This window comes from Enterobacter sp. HK-058-C-ECC (genome assembly GCF_047531125.1).
Lineage (GTDB): Bacteria > Pseudomonadota > Gammaproteobacteria > Enterobacterales > Enterobacteriaceae > Enterobacter > Enterobacter quasiroggenkampii.
On the sequence record NZ_JBLKCH010000007.1, the window covers coordinates 114,392 to 135,915 of the forward strand.

Consider the following 21,524-nt stretch of genomic DNA (forward strand, 5'->3'; position numbering starts at 1 on the left):
AATTACGCAAATTTTGACTCTTGAGCATGAGGTTGTCGCAATGTCGGTTTCTAAAAAACCTATGGTACTGGTGATTCTGGATGGCTATGGCTACCGTGAAGAAAGCCAGGATAACGCTATTTTCAACGCCAAAACCCCGGTCATGGATGCCCTGTGGGCAAAACGTCCGCATACGCTGATTGACGCGTCTGGCCTGGAAGTAGGCCTGCCGGACCGCCAGATGGGCAACTCCGAAGTCGGTCACGTTAACCTGGGCGCTGGTCGTATTGTGTATCAGGACCTGACGCGTCTGGACGTTGAAATCAAAGAACGCACCTTCTTCTCTAACCCAACGCTGTCTGGCGCGGTTGATAAAGCCGTTGACGCTGGCAAGGCCGTTCACATCATGGGCCTGCTCTCTGCTGGCGGCGTTCACAGCCACGAAGATCACATCATGGCGATGGTTGAGCTGGCCGCTGAACGCGGTGCGGAAAAAATCTATCTGCACGCCTTCCTGGATGGTCGCGACACGCCACCACGCAGTGCAGAAGGCTCCCTGAAAGCCTTTGAAGACAAATTCGCCGCGCTGGGCAAAGGCCGCGTGGCCTCCATCATTGGTCGTTACTACGCCATGGACCGCGACAACCGCTGGGATCGCGTTGAACAGGCCTATGACCTGCTGACCCTGGCAAAAGGGGAATTCCAGTTCGCGACCGCCGTTGAAGCGCTGGAAGCCGCCTACGCACGTGATGAAAACGACGAATTCGTGAAAGCATCCGTGATCCGTGCTGAAGGCCAGGCCGATGCCGCGATGGAAGACGGCGATGCGCTGATCTTCATGAACTTCCGCGCTGACCGCGCGCGCGAAATCACCCGTGCGTTCGTCAACAGCGACTTCGACGGTTTTGCCCGTAAGAAAGTGGTAAACATCGACTTCATCCAGTTGACCGAATACGCGGCAGACATCAAAGCCCCATGCGCTTACCCACCTGCCTCGCTGGCCAATACCTTCGGTGAGTGGATGGCGAAGAACGACAAAACGCAGCTGCGTATCTCCGAAACGGAAAAATACGCACACGTGACCTTCTTCTTTAACGGCGGCGTTGAAGAGCCGTTCAAAGGCGAAGAGCGCATTCTGATCAACTCCCCGAAAGTCGCCACTTACGATCTGCAGCCAGAGATGAGCTCTGCAGAATTGACTGAAAAACTGGTTGCGGCCATCGAGAGCGGTAAGTACGACACCATCATCTGTAACTACCCGAACGGCGACATGGTCGGTCATACCGGGGTGATGGAAGCGGCAGTGAAAGCGGTTGAAGCGCTGGACCACTGCGTTGAGCAGGTGGCGAAAGCGGTTGAGTCCGTTGGCGGCCAGCTGCTGATCACCGCGGATCACGGTAACGCTGAACAGATGCGCGACCCGGCGACCGGCCAGGCACACACCGCCCACACCAACCTGCCGGTTCCGCTGATTTATGTGGGTGATAAATCAGTGAAAGCCGTAGAAGGCGGCAAGCTTTCTGACATCGCGCCAACCATGTTGTCGCTGATGGGGATGCCGATCCCTGAAGAGATGACTGGTAAGCCGCTGTTCATCGTGGAATAATCGCTCCCCATGAGGGGAAAGGCGATTTTTTCAATCACATGGGTCGTGAAGCCGCTTAGGTTATCAGTCAGACCTCTGTTTTACGCCAGCGCACTCAGCGCTGGCGTATTGCTGTGCGCCGCATCCGCCCACGCGGATGACCGCGACCAGCTGAAATCCATTCAGGCCGATATCGCCGCCAAAGAGCGTGCGGTACGCCAGCAGCAGCAGCAACGTGCCGCCCTGCTCGCCCAGCTTAAGCAGCAGGAAGAGGCCATCTCCGCTGCCACGCGTAAACTCCGTGAAACGCAAAACACCCTCGCCCAGCTGAATAAGCAGATCGACGAGATGAACGCGTCGATTGCCAAACTCGAGCGCCAGCGCGATGCGCAGGAGCGCAATCTTGCGGCACAGCTTGATGCCGCATTCCGCCAGGGTGAACATACCGGACTCCAGCTGATCCTCAGCGGCGAAGAGAGCCAGCGCGGCCAGCGCCTGCAGGCCTACTTTGGGTATCTGAACCAGGCGCGTCAGGAGACGATCGCACAGTTGAAGCAGACGCGCGAAGAGGTCTCCACGCAAAAAGCCGAACTGGAAGAGAAGCAGAGCCAGCAGCAGACGCTGCTCTACGATCAGCAGGCCCAGCAGGCGAAGCTCGAGCAGGCGCGCAACGAGCGTAAGAAAACCCTGGCCGGTCTCGAGTCCTCGATTCAGGAAGGGCAGAGCCAGCTGAGCGAAATGCGCGCCAACGAATCTAAACTGCGTAACAGCATCGCCCGTGCGGAAGCCGCGGCGAAAGCGCGCGCCGAAAAAGAGGCTCGCGAGGCGCAGGCCGTTCGCGACAAGCAGCAGGAAGCCTCCCGCAAAGGCACCACCTACAAACCAAGCGAAAGTGAACGTTCCCTGATGTCGCGTACCGGCGGCCTGGGCTCACCTCGCGGTCAGGCTTTCTGGCCCGTTCGCGGTTCAATTCTGCATCGCTATGGCGAACAGCTGCAGGGTGAGCTACGTTGGAAAGGGATCGTTATCGGTGCGTCTGAAGGTAGCGAAGTGAAAGCGATTGCCGATGGTCGCGTGATTCTGGCCGACTGGCTGCAGGGTTACGGACTGGTGGTGGTGGTCGAACACGGTAAAGGTGATATGAGCCTTTACGGCTACAACCAGAGCGCGCTGGTCAGCGTCGGCACGCAGGTGCGCGCGGGCCAACCCATCGCCCTTGTGGGCAGCAGTGGCGGTCAGGGCCGCCCGTCACTCTATTTCGAAATTCGTCGTCAGGGTCAGGCGGTCAATCCACAGCCGTGGTTGGGAAGATAAGTTTTGCTTCAATTTCGTCGAATCGTTTTCTCCGTCGTCAGCGCGCTGGCGCTGGCTGCACCGGTATACGCAGGTAAGCTCGCTATCGTGATTGATGACTTTGGTTATCGTCCGCACTATGAAAATCAGGTGCTGGCGATGCCGTCAGCCATCTCCGTTGCCGTCCTGCCAAATGCCCCCCACGCGCGTGAGATGGCGACCAAAGCCCACAGCAGCGGGCATCAGGTTCTCATCCACCTGCCCATGGCCCCGCTCAGCAAGCAGCCGCTGGAAAAAGATACCCTGCGCCCGGATATGAGCAGCGAGGAGATCGAGCGCATCATCCGCGACGCCTACAACAAGGTGCCGTATGCCGTAGGGCTGAACAACCATATGGGCAGCGCGATGACCTCCAGCCTGTACGGGATGCTTAAAGTGATGCAGGCGCTGGAGCGTTACAATCTCTACTTCCTCGACAGCATGACCATCGGCAACAGCCAGGCGATGCGCGCCGCTCAGGGAACGGGCGTAAAGGTGATTAAGCGCAAGGTGTTCCTGGATGACACCCAGAACGAAGCCGATATTCGTATGCAGTTCAATCGCGCGGTACAGCTGGCCCGCCGCAATGGTTCGGCCATTGCCATCGGTCACCCGCACCCGTCGACCGTCCGCGTCCTGCAGCAAATGCTGCCGACCTTACCTTCCGATATCACGCTGGTGCGCCCGAGCGATCTGCTTAACGAGCCGCAAGTGGATACCTCTACGCCGAATTCTGCGCAGCCCGTGCCGACTGCACCGCGTAATCCGTTCCGCGGCGTGAAGCGCTGCGTACCGAAGCAGCCGCTTGAACCGGTCTACGCGACCCGCTTCTTCTCTGTCATCGGAGACAGCATCAGTAACAGTACGCTGGTGAAATACGTCCAGCAGCAGTGGCAGGGATGGGGTAAGAAAGCCTGACCGCCTGACGCTTATTTCGCAATCTGAGAGTCCGTCTGCTCATTCGCAACGGGCTCTTTTTTCTCCTGATGCTGATACCAGGATTTGAAATACTTCAAAAAGCTGTAGGCTGTAGCATACAGTCCCGTCACGACCCCAACCTTGCCCTGACGCCAGGCTCCGCTGAACAGATACCATTTGAAGAACGCCCCGATGGCGCTGATGATGCCGCGTCCGATCGAAGGGCGAGCTGGCTGGTACTTCACCAGCCGGGTGGTGTAGCTGTTGAGCTTGTTGAACACTTCATGAAGGTTATAAAACGTGTCGTGACGCACCCGCCCTGGCATTTTCATGGCGACAATCTTGCCTTCAACTTTGTCATCCACGGGTCGTTGGTTGAAGCGAGCCTGGGTACGATTGAACAGCCGCACCGGGAAATCAGGGGAGGAAACAGGATAGATTGTACGCACCTCCTCACCCAGCACGTGCCAGTACCGGGCGATACGCCAGGCGCGATCGGCGGAAGGTTCATCCCCGGCTTTCAGGGTCAGAATAAAGTCGACAGTCTCCGCGTCCAGAATCTCGTCGCTATCCATGCAAAGCACCCAGTCATTGCTCGCCAGATCGATCGCATGGTTCATCTGCACGCCATGCATAGCATAGGGGTGATGATGAAGGGAGAGCCCGTACTCGCGGCAAATAGAAAGAGTGGCATCCGTACTGCCGGAATCGAGAACGACAATTTCATCTGCCACCGTCAGCAGCGGAGGAATCACCTCGCGCAGCAAACGCGCAGAATTACAGGTCAATAAACAAACGGTAAGCTTGAACATAGGCGCTGTAAACTTAAACGGATAATCAACAAACTTTATAAGTGTGCGGGTAAAAAAGCGAAGGAAAAATCGAAATAATCTGATTGCGGATGTAAGAAACGTGAAGAGGTCGTAAAAAAAGCGCCCGAAGGCGCTTTCTCAGTTACTCCCAGCTCAGGATCACTTTCCCTGACTGGCCGGAACGCATCGCGTCAAAGCCCTGCTGGAACTCATCGATGGAGAAACGGTGAGTAATAATCGGGGACAGATCCAGACCTGACTGGATCAGCGCCGCCATCTTGTACCAGGTCTCGAACATCTCGCGGCCGTAGATACCCTTGATGAACAGCCCTTTGAAGATCACTTTGTTCCAGTCGATGGACATATCCGACGGCGGGATACCCAGCATCGCGATACGGCCACCGTGGTTCATGGTGTCGAGCATGGTGCGGAACGCCGGCGGCGCGCCGGACATCTCCAGACCCACGTCGAAGCCCTCGGTCATGCCCAGCTCTTCCATCACGTCGGTCAGGCTCTCTTTCGAGACATCCACCGCGCGGGTGACGCCCATTTTGCGCGCCAGCGACAGGCGGTATTCGTTCACGTCGGTGATCACAACGTTGCGTGCACCTACGTGCTTCGCCACGGCCGCCGCCATGATGCCGATTGGGCCCGCACCGGAGACCAGCACGTCCTCACCCACCAGATCGAAGGAGAGCGCCGTGTGTACCGCGTTACCAAATGGGTCGAAGATGGAGGCCAGATCGTCAGAGATATTGTCCGGGATTTTGAAGGCGTTAAAGGCCGGGATCACCAGGTATTCCGCGAAGCAGCCCGGACGGTTCACGCCCACGCCGATGGTATTGCGGCACAGGTGCGTACGCCCACCGCGGCAGTTACGGCAGTGGCCGCAGGTAATATGACCTTCACCGGAAACGCGGTCGCCGATTTTGAAGCCTTTCACTTCCTGGCCGATACCCACCACTTCGCCGACATATTCGTGACCGACAACCATCGGTACCGGAATAGTTTTCTGCGACCACTGGTCCCAGTTGTAGATGTGAACGTCAGTACCGCAGATAGCTGTTTTACGAATTTTGATCAGCAGATCGTTATGACCGACTTCCGGTTCCGGCACGTCGGTCATCCAAATCCCTTCTTCCGCTTTCAGTTTGGATAACGCTTTCATCACACGTCCTCAGGCAATGACGCCCAGCTGTTTACCGATGCGGGTAAAGGCTTCCACCGCACGTTCAATTTGTTCAGGCGTATGCGCCGCAGACATCTGGGTGCGGATACGTGCCTGACCTTTTGGCACCACCGGGAAGAAGAACCCGGTGACATAAATCCCTTCTTTCTGCAGTTCGCGGGCAAATTGCTGCGCCACGACCGCATCGCCCAGCATCACCGGAATGATCGCATGATCGGCACCGGCCAGGGTGAACCCTGCTGCGCTCATTTTTTCACGGAACAGACGGGCGTTAGACCACAGACGGTCGCGCAGCCCGGCACCGGACTCCACCATCTCCAGCACTTTGATAGAAGCGGCAACAATCGCCGGCGCCAGGGAGTTGGAGAACAGATACGGACGCGAGCGCTGACGCAGCCACTCAACCACCTCTTTGCGCGCAGCGGTATAGCCGCCGGATGCGCCGCCAAGCGCTTTGCCCAGCGTACCGGTGATGATGTCCACGCGGCCCATGACGTCGCAGTATTCGTGGGAGCCCCGGCCGTTTTCGCCGACAAAGCCCACCGCGTGAGAGTCATCAACCATCACCAGCGCGTCATATTTATCTGCCAGGTCACATACGCCCTTCAGGTTGGCGATCACGCCGTCCATGGAGAACACGCCGTCGGTGGCGATCAGCACATGGCGAGCGCCCGCTTCACGGGCCTCTTTCAGGCGCGCTTCCAGCTCAACCATGTCGTTGTTGGCGTAGCGGAAACGCTTCGCTTTGCACAGGCGCACGCCGTCAATGATGGACGCATGGTTCAGGGCGTCGGAGATAATGGCATCTTCTGCGCCGAGCAGGGTCTCAAACAGGCCGCCGTTGGCGTCAAAGCAGGAGGAGTACAGAATCGCATCTTCCATTCCGAGGAAGGTTGCCAGCTTTTGCTCAAGCTGCTTGTGGCTGTCCTGGGTTCCGCAGATAAAGCGTACGGAGGCCATGCCGAAGCCGTGGGTATCCATGCCGTTTTTGGCAGCGGCAATCAGCTCAGGGTGATTCGCAAGACCTAAGTAGTTGTTCGCACAAAAGTTGATCACATGGCTGCCGTCGGCAACGGTGATGTCCGCCTGCTGGGCAGACGTGATAATACGCTCTTCCTTGAACAACCCTTCCGCACGTGCGGTCTCGAGGTCGCTGTTTAACTGTTTGTAAAAATCACCACGCATTGCAATTCTCCAGACTCGGCAAATTTCGGGACATATTACCCAAACCTATAGTTCATGACGAGATGACACGTCATCTCTTGTCGTTTTTGCAGCATAAATCACGTGTACCCTTGCGCTATGTCGGTGAATGGCTGAAGGGCAGCCATACTAATGATATGATAGAAACATTAGCGTCCGGGATTGTCCCCGGGCTCCACACTTCAAAGGTTACAGTTATGATCATCGTTACCGGCGGCGCAGGCTTTATCGGCAGCAATATTGTTAAGGCTCTCAATGACAAAGGCATCACCGACATCCTGGTGGTTGACAACCTGAAAGACGGCACCAAGTTCGTTAACCTGGTGGATCTGAACATCGCTGACTACATGGATAAAGAAGACTTCCTTATCCAGATTATGGCAGGTGAAGAGTTCGGCGAGATCGAAGCCATCTTCCACGAAGGTGCCTGCTCGTCCACTACCGAGTGGGACGGCAAGTACATGATGGACAATAACTATCAGTACTCCAAAGAGATCCTGCATTACTGCCTGGAGCGTGAAATTCCGTTCCTGTATGCCTCTTCTGCTGCCACCTACGGCGGGCGCACCTCGGACTTCATCGAGTCCCGCGAATATGAGCAGCCGCTGAACGTCTACGGTTACTCCAAGTTCCTGTTCGACGAGTACGTGCGTCAGGTACTGCCAGAAGCGAACTCGCAGATCGTCGGTTTCCGCTACTTCAACGTCTACGGACCGCGCGAAGGCCACAAAGGCAGCATGGCGAGCGTGGCGTTCCACCTGAACACCCAGCTGAATAACGGTGAAAGTCCAAAACTGTTCGAAGGCAGCGACGGCTTTAAGCGTGACTTCGTCTACGTGGGTGACGTGGCGGCCGTAAATCTGTGGTTCTGGGAAAACGGCGTGTCCGGCATCTTCAACCTCGGTACCGGCCGCGCAGAGTCCTTCCAGGCGGTGGCTGACGCCACGCTGGCGTACCATAAAAAAGGCAGCATCGAGTACATTCCGTTCCCTGATAAGCTGAAAGGCCGTTACCAGGCGTTCACGCAGGCCGATCTGACTAACCTGCGCGCCGCAGGTTATGACAAGCCGTTCAAGACCGTTGCCGAAGGCGTAACGGAATATATGGCCTGGCTGAACCGCGACGCGTAAGTATGAGAATTCTGGTGATCGGCCCGTCATGGGTGGGCGACATGATGATGTCGCAAAGTCTCTATCGCACGCTCAAGGCGCGTTATCCCCAGGCGATAATCGACGTGATGGCACCCGCGTGGTGCCGTCCGCTGTTATCGCGTATGCCGGAAGTGAATGAAGCGATCCCGATGCCGCTCGGCCACGGGGCGCTGGAGATTGGCGAGCGCCGCAAGCTCGGCCATAGCCTGCGCGAAAAGCGGTACGATCGTGCGTATGTCCTGCCCAACTCCTTTAAATCCGCGCTGGTGCCCTTCTTTGCGGGCATCCCGCATCGCACCGGCTGGCGCGGCGAAATGCGCTACGGTCTGCTGAACGATGCGCGGGTGCTGGATAAAGCGGCCTGGCCATTAATGGTGGAGCGCTACGTGGCGCTGGCCTATGACAAAGGCGTGATGCGCAGTGCGAAAGACCTGCCGCAGCCGCTGCTCTGGCCCCAGCTTCAGGTTAACGACGGTGAAAAATCCCAGACCTGCAGCGCGTTTGGCCTTTCGTCTGAACGCCCGATGATTGGCTTCTGCCCTGGCGCCGAGTTCGGTCCGGCAAAACGCTGGCCGCACTACCACTATGCGGAGCTGGCGAAACAGCTGATCGACGAAGGCTACCAGATTGTCCTGTTCGGTTCGGCAAAAGACCACGAGGCGGGCAACGAAATTCTCGCCACACTCAGTAATGAACAGCAGGCCTGGTGCCGCAACCTGGCGGGAGAAACGCAGCTTGAACAGGCCGTTATTCTGATTGCCGCCTGTCACGCTGTGGTCACCAACGATTCAGGCCTGATGCACGTCGCCGCTGCGCTCAACCGCCCGCTGGTGGCGCTGTATGGCCCAAGCAGCCCGGACTTCACGCCTCCGCTTTCCCATAAAGCGCGCGTCATCCGCCTGATCACCGGCTACCACAAGGTGCGCAAAGGCGATGCCGCAGAAGGTTATCATCAGAGCCTGATCGACATTACGCCAGCGCGCGTTCTCGAAGAACTCAACGCACTGCTGTTGAGCGAAGAAGGATAACGAATGCGGGTATTGATCGTTAAAACCTCTTCGATGGGTGATGTTCTGCATACGCTGCCGTCGCTGACGGACGCCATGCGGGCCATCCACGGCATTCGTTTTGACTGGGTGGTGGAAGAAGGCTTCGCGCAGATCCCCACCTGGCATGAAGCGGTTGACCGCGTGATCCCGGTGGCGATTCGCCGCTGGCGCAAAGCGTGGTTCTCCGCGCCGATTAAAGCCGAACGCAAAGCCTTCCGCGAGGCGGTGCGGGCACAGCATTACGACGCCATCATTGACGCGCAGGGGCTGGTCAAAAGCGCCGCGCTGGTAACGCGTCTGGCACACGGCGTAAAGCACGGAATGGACTGGCACAGCGTCCGCGAACCGCTGGCGAGCCTGTTTTATAACCGCCACCACCACATCGCAAAGCAACAGCACGCGGTGGAACGTACCCGAGAGCTGTTTGCCAAAAGCCTGGGCTATGCGAAACCGGAAACCCAGGGCGACTATGCGATTTCCCGGCATTTCCTGCACACCTCATCGCAGAAAAGCGATCCTTATCTGATTTTCCTTCACGCGACAACCCGCGATGACAAGCACTGGCCGGAAGCGCACTGGCGCGAACTGATCGGCCTGCTGGCAAGCGCGGGGCTGCGTATCAAACTCCCGTGGGGCGCACCGCACGAAGAGGCACGGGCCAAACGTCTGGCAGAAGGGTTTGATTACGTGGACGTTCTGCCGCGCATGAAACTTGACGGCGTCGCTCAGGCGCTGGCAGGCGCTACGGCTGTAGTCTCCGTGGATACGGGCCTCAGCCACCTGACGGCGGCGCTGGACCGTCCTAACATCACGCTTTACGGCCCAACGGACCCGGGCCTGATCGGCGGCTATGGAAAAAATCAGTATATCTGCCGCCCGGAACACTCATCGCAGTTGAGCGATCTCAGCGCCGCTGCGGTATTTGCGCAATTAGAGCCTTTGCTGGCAGCAGAGAGAGCCTATGTCTGATTTTTTCTCAGCGGAGCGCCCGCCAAAGCGCGTGCTGATTATTAAGCTGCGTCACCACGGTGACGTTCTGCTTACCTCGCCGGTGTTTACCGTGCTGAAAAAGAACTGGCCGAACGTGGAAGTCGATGCGCTGGTTTATGACGATACCCAGGCGATGCTGACCAGCCATCCGCATATCGACCAGGTGCATACTATTGGGCGCAACTGGCGCAAGAAGGGCTGGTTTGAACAATTCCGCCTCTACCGCGCCCTGCTGAATACCCTGAAAGGCCGTCAGTATGACGTGCTGATTAATCTGACCGAACACTGGCACGGCGCGCGTCTGGCGCGTCGCCTGAAACCGCGCGTCTCCGTCGGCTTTAAGCCGGATAAACGCGGGGGCCTGGCACGTCGTCGCTGGGTGAAATCGTTCACCACGCTCTACCCGGCCATTCAGGACAACAGCCGCCATATGGTGGAAGTCAATCTGGATGCCCTGCGCCGAATCGGTATTCATCCGCAGTCCGACGCAGACAAGCATACGCTTTTTGTGCCTGGTGACGCGGCAGAAGCTTCTGTGGCCGAAAAACTGGCCGGGTTTGGGCTCACGAGTAAATCCTACATTCTGGTTCACCCGACCTCGCGCTGGATGTTTAAGGCCTGGGATATCAAAAAACTGGCAGCGACCATTGATAACCTGGCGGCGCGCGGCCTGCCGATCGTCCTTTCCGCCGCACCGTCAAAAGAAGAGAAGGCCTACATGGATGAGTTGCGCGCAGCCCTCACCCAGCCGGTCTTTGATTTAAGCGGTCAGCTGAACCTGAAAGAGCTGGGTGCGCTGATGAAGCACGCCCGGGTGTACTTTGGCGTGGATTCCATGCCGATGCACCTTGCAAGCGCCGTCGGTACGCCGACCGTTGCTATCTTTGGCCCTACCGGCGCCATCAAATGGGCGCCGTGGGGGGTAAATTATCGTGTGATTGTGGCCGGGTTTACCTGCCAGCCGTGCGGCAAAGCGGGCTGCGGAGACAGCGGTGTCTCAGACTGCATTACGGCCATTACCCCACAGCAGGTGCTGAGCGCAATCGATACGATGCTTCTGGAAACGGAAACCCCTGCATGAAGCTGGCCATTGTTCGACAGACCTACAACCCCAACGGTGGCGCAGAGCGTTTTGTCTCACGTGCGCTGAACGTGCTGGCGCAGGATTCCTCCCTTGATGTCACGCTGATTGCTCGCCAGTGGGAGGATGCCGCAGGCTGGAAAACGTTGACGGTCAATCCGCCGTTTCGCAATCGCATCGCGCGTGAATCCGGTTTTGCCGTCGAAGCCGCCGCGCATTTTACGCAGTTTGATATTGTGCAAAGCCACGAACGCATACCGGGCGCCACCATCTTCCGGGCGGGCGACGGTGTTCACGCCACCTGGCTTGAGCAATATGGTCGTATTCTGTCGCCACTGGCGCGTTGGGCGCAGTCTCTGAGCCGTTATCACCGCTACATTCTGCAGGCTGAGGCGCAGATGTTTACCCATCCGCAACTGCGCAAGGTGATCTGTAATTCGAAGATGGTTCGCGATGATATCGCCCGTCGTTTCGGGCTGTCGGAAGACAAGCTGACGGTGATCTACAACGGCGTAGACACCGTTCAGTTTAGTCCTGAGGTCCGCGCCCTTTCGCAGCGTGATGCACTGGGTATTCCCCGTAACGCACCGGTACTGGCGTATGTTGGGTCAGGCTTCAGCCGCAAAGGCGTCGCCACCGCGCTGCGCGCTATTGTGGCGCATCCTGACGTCTGGCTGCTGATTGCCGGCCGCGATAAACATGCGCGGAAGTTCGAAAAGCTGGCGCAGGCGCTGGGAATTTCCTCTCGAGTGAAGTTCCTGGGCCCCGTAGCCAACGTGCGTGAAGTGTATGGCACGGCTGATGCCCTTATCCTGCCGACGCTCTACGATCCCTTCCCGAACGTCTGCGTGGAAGCCCTGGCCTGTGGTTTGCCACTGCTCACCAGCCACGGTTGTGGCGCGGCGGAGTGGATAACCGAGGGTCAAAACGGCTGGGTACGCGATGCGCTGGACAGCGAAGGTTACCAGCAGGCCATCTCGCTGTGGCTAAAAGGCCGTGAACAGGGTGTCGATTACGCCGCTGCCGCGCGTGCGACTGCGGAACCTTTCACCCTGGACAGAATGGCCCGAGAGCTACAGGCGCTTTATCGCGATTTGCTGCGCTGAGCGGCATCGGAGAAGACCTTCTCCATCGCGTCCAGCATACATTCGCGGGTAAAGTGCGTGCTCAGGTAGTCATACCCCTGTTGCGCGAGCGTCTCGCGAAGGGCTGAGTCGGCATAGAGTTTCATTATGGCATCGCGCAGTGCGTTTTCGTCGCGCTGGGCGACCAACAATCCCGTCTGCCCGTTAATCACCGCATCCCCCGTTCCACCGGCGTCCGTCGCAATGGTGGCAATACGGGTGGCTAACGATTGCAGGACGCCCTGCGGCACACCTTCCATATCATGCGAAGGACTCAGCGCAATATCAAAGGCCGGAAACCAGCGTTCCGGATCGGGTTGATGTCCCGCCATGACCACGCGCTGCTGTAATCCCAGCGCGGCGATTTCCTGTTCCAGCGTCGCCTTGTGCGGGCCTTCGCCAACAATCGCCAGCTTGATGTGTGGATTGTCGATTTTCGCCAGGGCGCGCAGCAGTACGCTATGGCCTTTGTTCGGGCGCAAATGCGACACCACGCCCAGCCAGAAATCGTCCTGCGACAAACCACAATGAACCCGGGCCTGGTGCTTATCTCCCGGATGGAAACGCTGCGTATCGACACCGCTTGGCACCGACGTACTCTGAGACATCGGCACGCCAATATTTGCCACCTGATGGCGCAGCGCCTCCCCGGTAGTCACGATGTGCGCGCAGGCGGTGCGGAACAGCCAGCGTGTCGTCCAGTTGTTACGCGGAACGCCGGACGCATGACGGGTTCTCACCAGTGGTACAGGGTTGGAGAGCGTCAGATTCGCCAGCGCCACCAGCCAGGTATCGGCAGAGTTATGGCTATTGATGACGTCAATCGACTGACGGTTATCCTTCAGCCAGCGACGCAGCAACTGCAGGTTTTTAAGGTTCTTACGCTTCAACGGCATCGTGACCACCGTCAGACCGGCATTGCGTGCCAGCGCGTGAAGCGGCGCAGTTTCCGGACAAAGGAGAGTCACCTGATGGCCACGCTGAATCATCCCAAGCGATTCGTTGATAATGCGCAGAGGCTGCCCGCCTTTGCCGCCGTCTGCTTCAGTGTGAACAATGTGCATATATTTCCTGTCGTTTAGCTGAAACCTCTGTCCAGGCTGCCGATTATATACGTGGGTATTACGATAATGCACAGGCGGATTAATCTTGCTTACAAACAATGTCCTTCTGTAGTTATGGCTTATGTGGTAATTTTCTCAGGCTTTTATTCCACTCAAAATCAGTGGAATCTGCGTATGGCATTGTTAACTAACCGGTATTAACGCCGAGATCCTTTACCAGTACCAAAATTATGACAAATACTCGTAACATCCTGACAGGTCTTTTAGTACTGTCTGTACTGGCTTTATGTTTTATCTGGCCAATCCCAAACGATCAGCTACCTTTTCATCGTAATGGACTGATTTATCCTAATATTGTGGTGGCGCTCGGTCTTTTCTTTAGCTCCTCAGTGGCGAGAAAAGCGCTGGACTTAAACAAAATTAAGTTCGTGCTTATTGTGCTCTGGGCATTGACCTTCTTTATCCTGATTAACGGCTTTTTTGTCGCGCCAGATATTAAAGAAATGGTGTCGACCTGGGATGGTCAGTGGCTACGTCCGGTATTACTTTTCTGTGCGGGTCTGGTGTTATTACCGGTGATTCAGGAGCGCTTCCCCTCTTTATCGGCAGCCCGTTTCTTTACTCTCGTCGTCCTTTTTTTCTGGGGCGTCGTCTGTATCCATCTCCTTGATACCGTCTGGCTTTACTGGCGAGACGGCGTGATCCACTGGGGCGAAACGCGGATTGTTTATAACCGCACGCGCATGAGCTTCCAGGTCAATATGATCACCGGTTTCCTGCTCGCTGAACTGCTTGCACGCGGCCTGCTTCATCAGCGTTTCTTACGCCTGAAGACACCGTTCCTCGCCTTTATGCTGCTGTGTAACCTTGTCTGCACGGCATTAGTCGATACCCGCTGGGGAACGATCGGCCTGGTTGGCAGCCTGTTCTCCACCTTCATTCTGCTCAGCCTGCACAGCATGCGTCGCAGCCGGGTGTTGCTCACAGGCGGCATTCTTTTGGGCATTACTATCGCTTCTGCGCTTCTGGGCTATGCCTCCTGGAAAACCGATCCGCGCTGGCAAAGTCTGGAAGATGATGCCGTAACCGGCTGGAACGCGCCTTTCACCAGTTTTTGCTATAACAAAACCAACGGAACAGTACCGACTAACGATCTCGGTCGTCCAATGAACCACTCCAACGGCTGTCGCGCGAGTTTCTTCCATCAGGGCTGGAAACTGGTGGGTGAACATCCTGCAGGAATGGGACCTCGCAAAGAGGCCTTCCGTTATGTGCTGCGTCGCGACACGCAGGACAATCGCATTGATATTCCACACAGCCACTACGGCCTGATTGAGTTTGGTATCCAGAACGGGGTTGTGGGCATTGCAGGCTGGCTGATTCTGCTGGCAGGCTGCTGGTACATCGGCTGGCGCGAGTTCCGCCATGGCAATATGATGGCAGGCATGTTCTTGCTGCTGTTTACGGTTGGTTTCTTCTCCCGAACCATGGTTGACCATAATCTGAAAGATCACTACCTGGAACAATATATGATGTTAACCGGGTTGCTTGTGGGAATGTGCGCGTTACGACCCGCTAAACGGACAGAAACAACCTCCTGATCGCGTATATTGCGCCGATGATAACAGGCATCGGCGCAACGTTACCCATCAGAACTCTTTTGCCTGCCGGCTGTCGAAAAGCCATTGCACATTACTGTATCGCTCGTTAGCCGCATCTCACCGCGTTAAATTACGGAGTAAGCATGTCTGGAACGCCTCAATTAAGCCTCGTTGTCGCCGTCTATAATGGCGAGAATTTCCTGAGCGCTTTTTTTGACAGCATAAAGAAACAGAATCTGCCCAGCCTGGAACTTGTTATTGTTAATGACGGCTCAACTGACGGCTCCGCAGATATCATCGCCCGCTACGCCAGTGAATTCAGCCATTTTAACGTCATCGACCAGCCTAATGGGGGTGTCTCTGCGGCCCGTAATACCGGTCTGGCCGTGGCTACGGGTGAGTACGTCGCGTTCCCGGATATTGATGACGTTATCTATCCGGGTATGTATCCGCGCCTGCTGGAGATTGCACTCGCCGGGCAGTTGGACGTCGCGACCTGCAACGGTACCTATATTTATGATGACGGACGCCCGTCGAAGAAGATTTTCCCTTCAGATAAACTTGCGTCAACCGGCGTGCTGGACGGCCCGACCTGGCTGCAGATGGCGCTCGAATCGCGCAAGTTCCTGCACGTAACGTGGCTGAATATCTATCGACACGCCTTTATCAAAGAGCAGGGCTTCAGCTTTGAACATGGTCTGCGCCATCAGGACATCCCCTGGACTACGGAAGTACTGCTCACCGCCAGACGCGTGCAGTATATTGATGAGGTCTATTACGATTACCTGATCCATTCCGCTTCCGTTTCCCATACGCCAGGCACGGACGACACGCGCATGCGCTCTTCGCGCCATTACATGAAGATTCTGGAGATGCTGGACGCCATCAACAAACGCTATCCGGAACAGGTGAAACGCGTACCCGCCTGCGGCTGGCAAATCGCCAAAGAGGGTCTGGGGATCCTGCATAGCATTAACAACATTGACGATATGGCCAAAAAACGCGAGATCACTCGTGAGCTTTTCGATCGCGGTATCTGGACGCTGATTTGGCAAAATGCGCGCGGCTTCCGCCAACGGTGGCGTCTGGGACGTCGCTACTTCCGTCTTAAAAAACTGGCTGGCTAACGGAAATTATGAACAAACTTAAATTACATGCGGTTTCCCGCGCGGATTTCATCGCTAAAAACTACGCAGATTTCCAAACCCTTCTGGATAACCATGTCAATCCTGACGACATTCCGGAGCGATTTTATTGCGGTGGTCGCGGAGGCTGGACGTTCCAGACCACCCTGGCGCTGAAGCACTATTATGGTGATGCAATCGAATGTTCGTTTGGCTCTGAATGCAGGCCGGATGCCATTAACCTGATGCATAACGATGACTTTGGTTCCCGAGTGAAGCCGTGGCGTGGCTTCACCGTAGTCGCGCGTGCGGACCGCCCTCCCGTCATTGGCGCAGATGTTGTCGTCGACCAGAATCCGGAAGTGGACAATCATAGCAATCGTATCTTCGTCCCCTACTGGCCACAGCCGGGCGTAAAACCGCGTGAGCGCACCGACGAGACAATCAAAACCGTCGCATTCTTCGGCCGTGTAGACAGTTTCCCGGACCAATACCGCGAAGGAAACTTTAAGCAACGCCTTGCCGAACAAGGTATCGAGCTACGCATCTCGTTCGATAACTGGACAAACTACCAGGACGTGGACGTGTGCATCAGCTTCCGCAAATCACACGATCATAAACTGGCGCGTAAGCCTGCCAGCAAGCTCATTAACAACTGGCTGGGGAAAACGGTGATGGTCTGTGATGACGAGCCGTCTTATCGCGCGATCCGCGAAAGCGAGCTGGACTACCTCATCGCCAAAAACCCTGATGAAGCCTTCGATGCCATCATGCGTCTTAAAAATTCCCCTGAACTGTATCGTCAGATGCGCGAACAGGGTGAAAAACGCCTACAGGTCTATTCCCGCGAAGCGGTCGCCGCACGCTGGTACGCCCTGTTTGAGGATATCTGGCGTAAAGGATTGCACAATCGTCCTACGGTAGTTCGCGCACTGCGCTTTGGTTTTGGTAAAGCCATTCGCCCGCTGACTAAAAAGTTCTGATCGGAATAGAGCCCTTCCATGTTCAAAACAACGACACAATCTTCGTTCACCCCACGCAGCAATCTGTTGCGCACCCTGGGGTTAACGCTGGCATTCTTGCTGCTGTTCTCGCTCTCAGAAATCATCATTCTGCTGAAAGATCATGTCTACCAGCCGAAATCCGATGATATCTCGCTGTATCTGATCATCTCCCTGCTTGCCGCTGCCAGTGCGCGTTTCTTCCTGACTCGCCTGCTGCTGGCCGTCACGTTTATCGTTCAGATATCGGAAGCGGTGTACTACCAGTTCTACGGTCAGTTCTATGGCCCGAGTGAAGTCTGGCTGGCGTTCGTGGAAACGAAAGACATTGCCAGTGGGATCACCGACAGCCTGGGTTCACTGGGCATCTACTTCGCCATCATGATTGTGGCGGTCGTGTTTGCGCTGGTCTTTGCGCGTCGTCTGGCGCCGCTTTGGCACAAATGGATTGCGCTTCCTTGCCTGCTTGCCATCGTCGTGATGTTTGTCGGCCAGTTCTACAAAGCGGTCGACGGGCAGATGTACAAGTTCAACCCGGACCTGCGCCACTCCCTGCTGCGTAACGGCCTGTCTGCGATGAGCTTCAGCGCCATACGCCTGATCCCGGAAGCGATGTCAGGAGAAAATCAGAATCTGACCCATTACGATCCCTACCAGGTCAAACCTGTTAAGGATACGCGTGCGGGCAAATATTCGATTATTCTGGCTATAGGTGAAAGCCTTAACCCGCACCACGTCAGCGCCCTGGGCTACGAACGCGATACCACGCCCGAGCTGAAAGCGCTGCTCCAGCAGTATCAAGGTACGGGCCGTCTGATTGTCTCCAACGCCGTGTCCACCCGCGTGGCCATCCCGATGCTGGTGAATAATCTGCGCGAGCCGGATAACTACGGGGCCTATAAATCGAAATCTACCAATATCTTCGCCAACGCGAAGAAACAGGGTTATCAGACCGCCTTTATCTCCGCCCAAGGACTAGAAGGGCTGAGCAACTGGATTGGTATCCATGATATTGATCTGTGGGAAGATACCCAGATCCGCCCGGCACCGGATGTCGGCGCGGACGTTGTTCTGACGCCATCCGTTGAGAAAGCAACGCTGGACTGGAACAAACCGTTCCTGATGGTGCTCAACAGCCGTGCTCCACATATCCCGTACGAGCGTAATATCCCGCAGGGCTTCGCGAAGTTCTCTACACCGCGTCTGAGTGATGATGTGGCGCAGAAGAAAAATGAGTATGACGATGCGGTCCGCCTGTATGACAAAGAACTCGCGTCCGCGATTCGCACCGCGCTGGCAAAATCCAAACTGCCGGTGCTGGTGTTTATCACCTCCGATCACGGGGAACGCGTGGGCGATAACGGTCTGTTTGGCCACTCGGTTGTAGAAATGCCAATTGCTCAGGTACCGTTCCTCTACTTCAGCAACGATCCAGCTTACGCCATGAAGGAGATCAGCCCGCAGATGCCACTCAACCATTATCAGGTGGCAACGCTCATCAACAAGATGCTGGGCTACGACGTCAGTAATCCAAATCAAAAAGATGACAGCTTCTTTATCACTGGCGGTGACATTCGCGGGCTTTCGGAGCGCGTAACCTACCATCTGAACGCCCTCCCCGAAGCAGAGCGCTAAACGGTGAGACAAGAAACGGGCAAGAAATTGCCCGTTTTTTTTCAGGCGAATGAGCGTAACGCAGCCAAATGGGCGTCTTAAAACACCAAAGAGATAGCTTTAGACGGCTCAAATGCTTAGAATTTGCCCGCCGAAACTAAAAAAACGGATAATCGCTTGGAATTGTTGTATACCGCTCTGCTCTACATCATTCAGCCACTGGTGTGGCTGAGACTGTTGCTTCGTAGCCGTAAAGCGCCTGCGTATCGTAAACGCTGGGCTGAACGCTATGGCTTCTGCCGCAATAAAGTCGCGCCGGACGGTATTTTGCTGCATTCCGTTTCTGTCGGTGAAACGCTGGCGGCAATCCCGCTGGTTCGCGCCCTGCGTCACCGCTACCCGTCGCTGCCGATCACCGTCACGACGATGACGCCAACCGGCTCGGAGCGCGCGTTATCCGCTTTTGGCAAAGACGTTCATCACGTCTATCTCCCTTACGACCTGCCCTGCGCCATGAATCGTTTCCTGAATACCGTTCGCCCGAAGCTGGTGATTGTGATGGAAACCGAACTGTGGCCGAACATGATTTCCGCCCTGCATGCCCGTAAAATCCCGCTGGTGATTGCCAACGCGCGCCTGTCAGAGCGATCGGCGAAAGGTTACGGCAAGCTGGGTAAATTTATGCGCCGCTTGCTGAGCAAAATCACGCTGATCGCCGCGCAGAATGAAGAAGATGCGGCACGCTTTGTCTCTCTGGGCCTCAAACGCAACCAGCTTGCAGTGACGGGCAGCCTGAAATTTGATATTTCGGTTACCCCGGAACTCGCCGCCCGCGCGATCACGCTGCGTCGCCAGTGGGCCCCGCGTCGTCAGGTCTGGATTGCGACCAGTACCCATGACGGTGAAGAAGAGATCATCCTGCAGGCGCACCGCAAGCTGCTGGAAAGCTTCCCTGATTTACTGCTGATCCTCGTGCCCCGCCATCCGGAGCGTTTCAAAGATGCCCGTGAAATGGTGCAGAAAGGCGGTTTCAGCTTCACGCTGCGCAGCAGCGGGGAGATCCCGTCTGGCAGCACCCAGGTGGTGATTGGCGACACGATGGGCGAGCTGATGCTGCTGTACGGCATTGCTGATCTCGCGTTTGTCGGCGGCAGCCTGGTGGAGCGCGGCGGTCATAACCCGCTCGAGCCGGCCGCCCACGCGATTCCGGTGCTGATGGGGCCACATACGTTTAACTTCAAAGATATCTGCGCGAAATTACAGCAGGCCGATGGTTTAATTACCGTGACCGATGCGGATTCGGTAGTCAAAGAGGTATCGACCCTTCTGACTGATGAAGATTATCGCCTGTGGTACGGGCGTCATGCCGTTGAAGTGCTGCATCAGAACCAGGGCGCCCTGACCCGTCTGCTGCAACTTCTGCAACCTTACCTGCCCCAGCGGAGCCACTAATGTCAACGCGTCTGTCGGTCGTGATGATCGCCAAAAACGCCGCCGACCTGCTTCCGGACTGCCTGGCATCAGTTGCCTGGGCTGACGAGATAGTCATTCTTGACTCCGGAAGTACGGACAGCACGGTGGACGTTGCCCGGGCTGCGGGTGCAAAGGTGTTTACCGATGCTGACTGGCAAGGCTATGGCATCCAGCGCCAGCGCGCGCAGGGGTTTGCCACCGGTGATTATGTCCTGATGCTCGATACTGACGAACGTATTACGCCAGAACTTCAGCAGGCCATTCAGGCGGTGCTTTCCTCGCCTCAGCCTGGTGCTGTATACAGCATTGCCCGTCGTAACTATTTCCTTGGCCGATTTATGCGCCACAGCGGCTGGTATCCAGACCGCGTGACGCGCCTTTACGAGCGCGAGCGCTATCAGTACAACGACAATCTTGTGCATGAATCCCTGAGCTGCGACAACGCCCGAATCATCCCTCTGACGGGCGATTTGTTGCACCTGACCTGCCGGGATTTCGCGAGCTTCCAGCGTAAACAGCTCAACTATGCCACGGCTTGGGCGCAGGAGCGCCACCAGCGCGGCAAGAAGGCCTCACTGACCGGTATCTTCACCCACACGCTGGGCGCGTTCCTGAAAACGCTGCTGCTGCGTGGTGGCGTGCTGGACGGTAAGCAGGGCTGGTTACTCGCGGTAGTGAATGCCCAGTATACTTTCAACAAATACACCGAGCTGTGGGCGCTTTGCCGCGGCTACTCAGAGAAAACGTGAGCCATGAGCACAAAAGCGATTTATCCGGGTACCTTCGATCCGATCACCAACGGTCATCTTGATATCATCACCCGTGCGGCGTGCATGTTTGACAAGGTGATCCTGGCGATTGCCGCCAGCCCCAGCAAAAAGCCGATGTTTGACCTCCCCGAGCGCGTGCAGCTTGCCACCGATGCCATTTCGCACCTGCCAAATGTTGAGGTGGTCGGGTTTAGCGACCTGATGGCTAACTTCGCCCGCGCCCAGCAGGCGAACATTCTGATCCGCGGCTTACGCGCGGTGGCAGACTTCGAGTATGAGATGCAGCTGGCGCACATGAACCGCCACCTGATGCCGGAGCTGGAGAGCGTGTTCCTGATGCCCTCCAAAGAGTGGTCATTTATCTCGTCCACGCTGGTAAAAGAGGTGGCGCGTCATCACGGGGACGTTACCCATTTCCTGCCGGTTAACGTCCACCAGGCGTTGATGGAAAAGCTAAAGTAGCC

The 21,524-nt window shown here is 56.5% G+C and carries 19 protein-coding genes; 15 read left to right on the forward strand and 4 right to left on the reverse strand.

Annotated elements, in window-relative coordinates:
• The first annotated feature begins 40 nt into the window (after window positions 1–40).
• The 3 genes from gpmM to ACMWJS_RS15060 are packed head-to-tail and all read left to right on the forward strand — an operon-like array spanning window position 41 to window position 3,814.
• On the forward strand, window positions 41–1,585 hold the full coding sequence (gpmM, locus tag ACMWJS_RS15050; RefSeq protein ID WP_414747253.1) for a 2,3-bisphosphoglycerate-independent phosphoglycerate mutase: 1,545 nt from the start codon (window positions 41–43) through the stop codon (window positions 1,583–1,585).
• A 33-nt stretch (window positions 1,586–1,618) separates the two neighbouring features.
• The gene (gene envC, locus ACMWJS_RS15055; RefSeq protein ID WP_025910576.1) at window positions 1,619–2,878 is read left to right on the forward strand and encodes a murein hydrolase activator EnvC; all 1,260 of its coding nucleotides are present in this window, start codon (window positions 1,619–1,621) and stop codon (window positions 2,876–2,878) included.
• A 3-nt stretch (window positions 2,879–2,881) separates the two neighbouring features.
• A complete protein-coding gene (locus tag ACMWJS_RS15060; protein ID WP_045907903.1) occupies window positions 2,882–3,814 on the forward strand; it encodes a divergent polysaccharide deacetylase family protein in 933 nt (310 codons plus the stop codon).
• Between the two features lie 11 nt (window positions 3,815–3,825).
• Here the strand turns inward: ACMWJS_RS15060 and ACMWJS_RS15065 are convergent, their stop codons facing one another.
• The 3 genes from ACMWJS_RS15065 to kbl form a co-directional block, all read right to left on the reverse strand.
• A complete protein-coding gene (locus ACMWJS_RS15065; RefSeq protein WP_045907904.1) occupies window positions 3,826–4,626 on the reverse strand; it encodes a glycosyltransferase family 2 protein in 801 nt (266 codons plus the stop codon).
• Window positions 4,627–4,768: 142 nt separating this feature from the next.
• Complete coding sequence (gene tdh / locus ACMWJS_RS15070; RefSeq protein ID WP_024906616.1) at window positions 4,769–5,794, reverse strand: L-threonine 3-dehydrogenase; 1,026 nt, start codon at window positions 5,792–5,794, stop codon at window positions 4,769–4,771.
• A gap of 9 nt (window positions 5,795–5,803) precedes the next feature.
• Window positions 5,804–7,000, reverse strand: coding sequence for a glycine C-acetyltransferase (gene kbl, locus ACMWJS_RS15075; RefSeq protein WP_048028122.1), 1,197 nt, complete (start codon window positions 6,998–7,000; stop codon window positions 5,804–5,806).
• Between the two features lie 215 nt (window positions 7,001–7,215).
• Between kbl and rfaD the strand changes: the two genes are divergently transcribed.
• The 5 genes from rfaD to ACMWJS_RS15100 are packed head-to-tail and all read left to right on the forward strand — an operon-like array spanning window position 7,216 to window position 12,395.
• Window positions 7,216–8,148 carry an ADP-glyceromanno-heptose 6-epimerase gene (rfaD, locus tag ACMWJS_RS15080; RefSeq protein ID WP_008502707.1) on the forward strand — a complete coding sequence of 311 codons (933 nt, stop codon included), beginning with the start codon at window positions 7,216–7,218 and terminating at the stop codon, window positions 8,146–8,148.
• Between the two features lie 2 nt (window positions 8,149–8,150).
• A complete protein-coding gene (rfaF, locus tag ACMWJS_RS15085; protein ID WP_045907906.1) occupies window positions 8,151–9,197 on the forward strand; it encodes an ADP-heptose--LPS heptosyltransferase RfaF in 1,047 nt (348 codons plus the stop codon).
• Between the two features lie 3 nt (window positions 9,198–9,200).
• Window positions 9,201–10,187 (forward strand): lipopolysaccharide heptosyltransferase RfaC, encoded by a 987-nt coding sequence (rfaC, locus tag ACMWJS_RS15090; RefSeq protein ID WP_414747254.1) that lies wholly within the window; start codon window positions 9,201–9,203, stop codon window positions 10,185–10,187.
• Window positions 10,180–11,289, forward strand: a complete 1,110-nt coding sequence (gene rfaQ, locus ACMWJS_RS15095; RefSeq protein WP_126534967.1) for a putative lipopolysaccharide heptosyltransferase III — start codon at window positions 10,180–10,182, stop codon at window positions 11,287–11,289. Before rfaC ends, rfaQ begins: the two co-directional genes overlap by 8 nt.
• Entirely contained in the window at window positions 11,286–12,395 is a 1,110-nt protein-coding gene (locus tag ACMWJS_RS15100) for a glycosyltransferase family 4 protein (RefSeq protein WP_262821266.1), read from the forward strand. Before rfaQ ends, ACMWJS_RS15100 begins: the two co-directional genes overlap by 4 nt.
• Here the strand turns inward: ACMWJS_RS15100 and ACMWJS_RS15105 are convergent.
• Window positions 12,374–13,477: a glycosyltransferase family 4 protein gene (locus tag ACMWJS_RS15105; RefSeq protein ID WP_353145135.1), complete on the reverse strand. Its 1,104-nt coding sequence runs from the start codon at window positions 13,475–13,477 to the stop codon at window positions 12,374–12,376. The two genes, ACMWJS_RS15100 and ACMWJS_RS15105, sit on opposite strands and share 22 nt — an antisense overlap.
• 230 nt (window positions 13,478–13,707) lie before the next feature.
• On the opposite strand from ACMWJS_RS15105, the gene ACMWJS_RS15110 reads away from it, so the two are divergent.
• The 7 genes from ACMWJS_RS15110 to coaD all read left to right on the forward strand — a co-directional run bounded on the left by ACMWJS_RS15110 (window position 13,708) and on the right by coaD (window position 21,522).
• Window positions 13,708–15,078, forward strand: a complete 1,371-nt coding sequence (locus ACMWJS_RS15110; RefSeq protein WP_414747255.1) for an O-antigen ligase family protein — start codon at window positions 13,708–13,710, stop codon at window positions 15,076–15,078.
• Between the two features lie 143 nt (window positions 15,079–15,221).
• Window positions 15,222–16,205 (forward strand): glycosyltransferase, encoded by a 984-nt coding sequence (locus tag ACMWJS_RS15115; RefSeq protein WP_414747256.1) that lies wholly within the window; start codon window positions 15,222–15,224, stop codon window positions 16,203–16,205.
• Window positions 16,206–16,213: 8 nt separating this feature from the next.
• Window positions 16,214–17,185: a hypothetical protein gene (locus ACMWJS_RS15120; protein ID WP_048226536.1), complete on the forward strand. Its 972-nt coding sequence runs from the start codon at window positions 16,214–16,216 to the stop codon at window positions 17,183–17,185.
• 18 nt (window positions 17,186–17,203) lie between these two features.
• Entirely contained in the window at window positions 17,204–18,838 is a 1,635-nt protein-coding gene (locus ACMWJS_RS15125) for a sulfatase-like hydrolase/transferase (RefSeq protein WP_414747257.1), read from the forward strand.
• A gap of 156 nt (window positions 18,839–18,994) precedes the next feature.
• A complete protein-coding gene (waaA, locus tag ACMWJS_RS15130) occupies window positions 18,995–20,269 on the forward strand; it encodes a lipid IV(A) 3-deoxy-D-manno-octulosonic acid transferase (RefSeq protein WP_024906625.1) in 1,275 nt (424 codons plus the stop codon).
• Entirely contained in the window at window positions 20,269–21,039 is a 771-nt protein-coding gene (locus ACMWJS_RS15135; RefSeq protein ID WP_128301798.1) for a glycosyltransferase family 2 protein, read from the forward strand. Before waaA ends, ACMWJS_RS15135 begins: the two co-directional genes overlap by 1 nt.
• Window positions 21,040–21,042: 3 nt before the next feature.
• Window positions 21,043–21,522, forward strand: a complete 480-nt coding sequence (gene coaD, locus ACMWJS_RS15140) for a pantetheine-phosphate adenylyltransferase (protein WP_023309891.1) — start codon at window positions 21,043–21,045, stop codon at window positions 21,520–21,522.
• The last annotated feature ends 2 nt before the right edge of the window (window positions 21,523–21,524 follow it).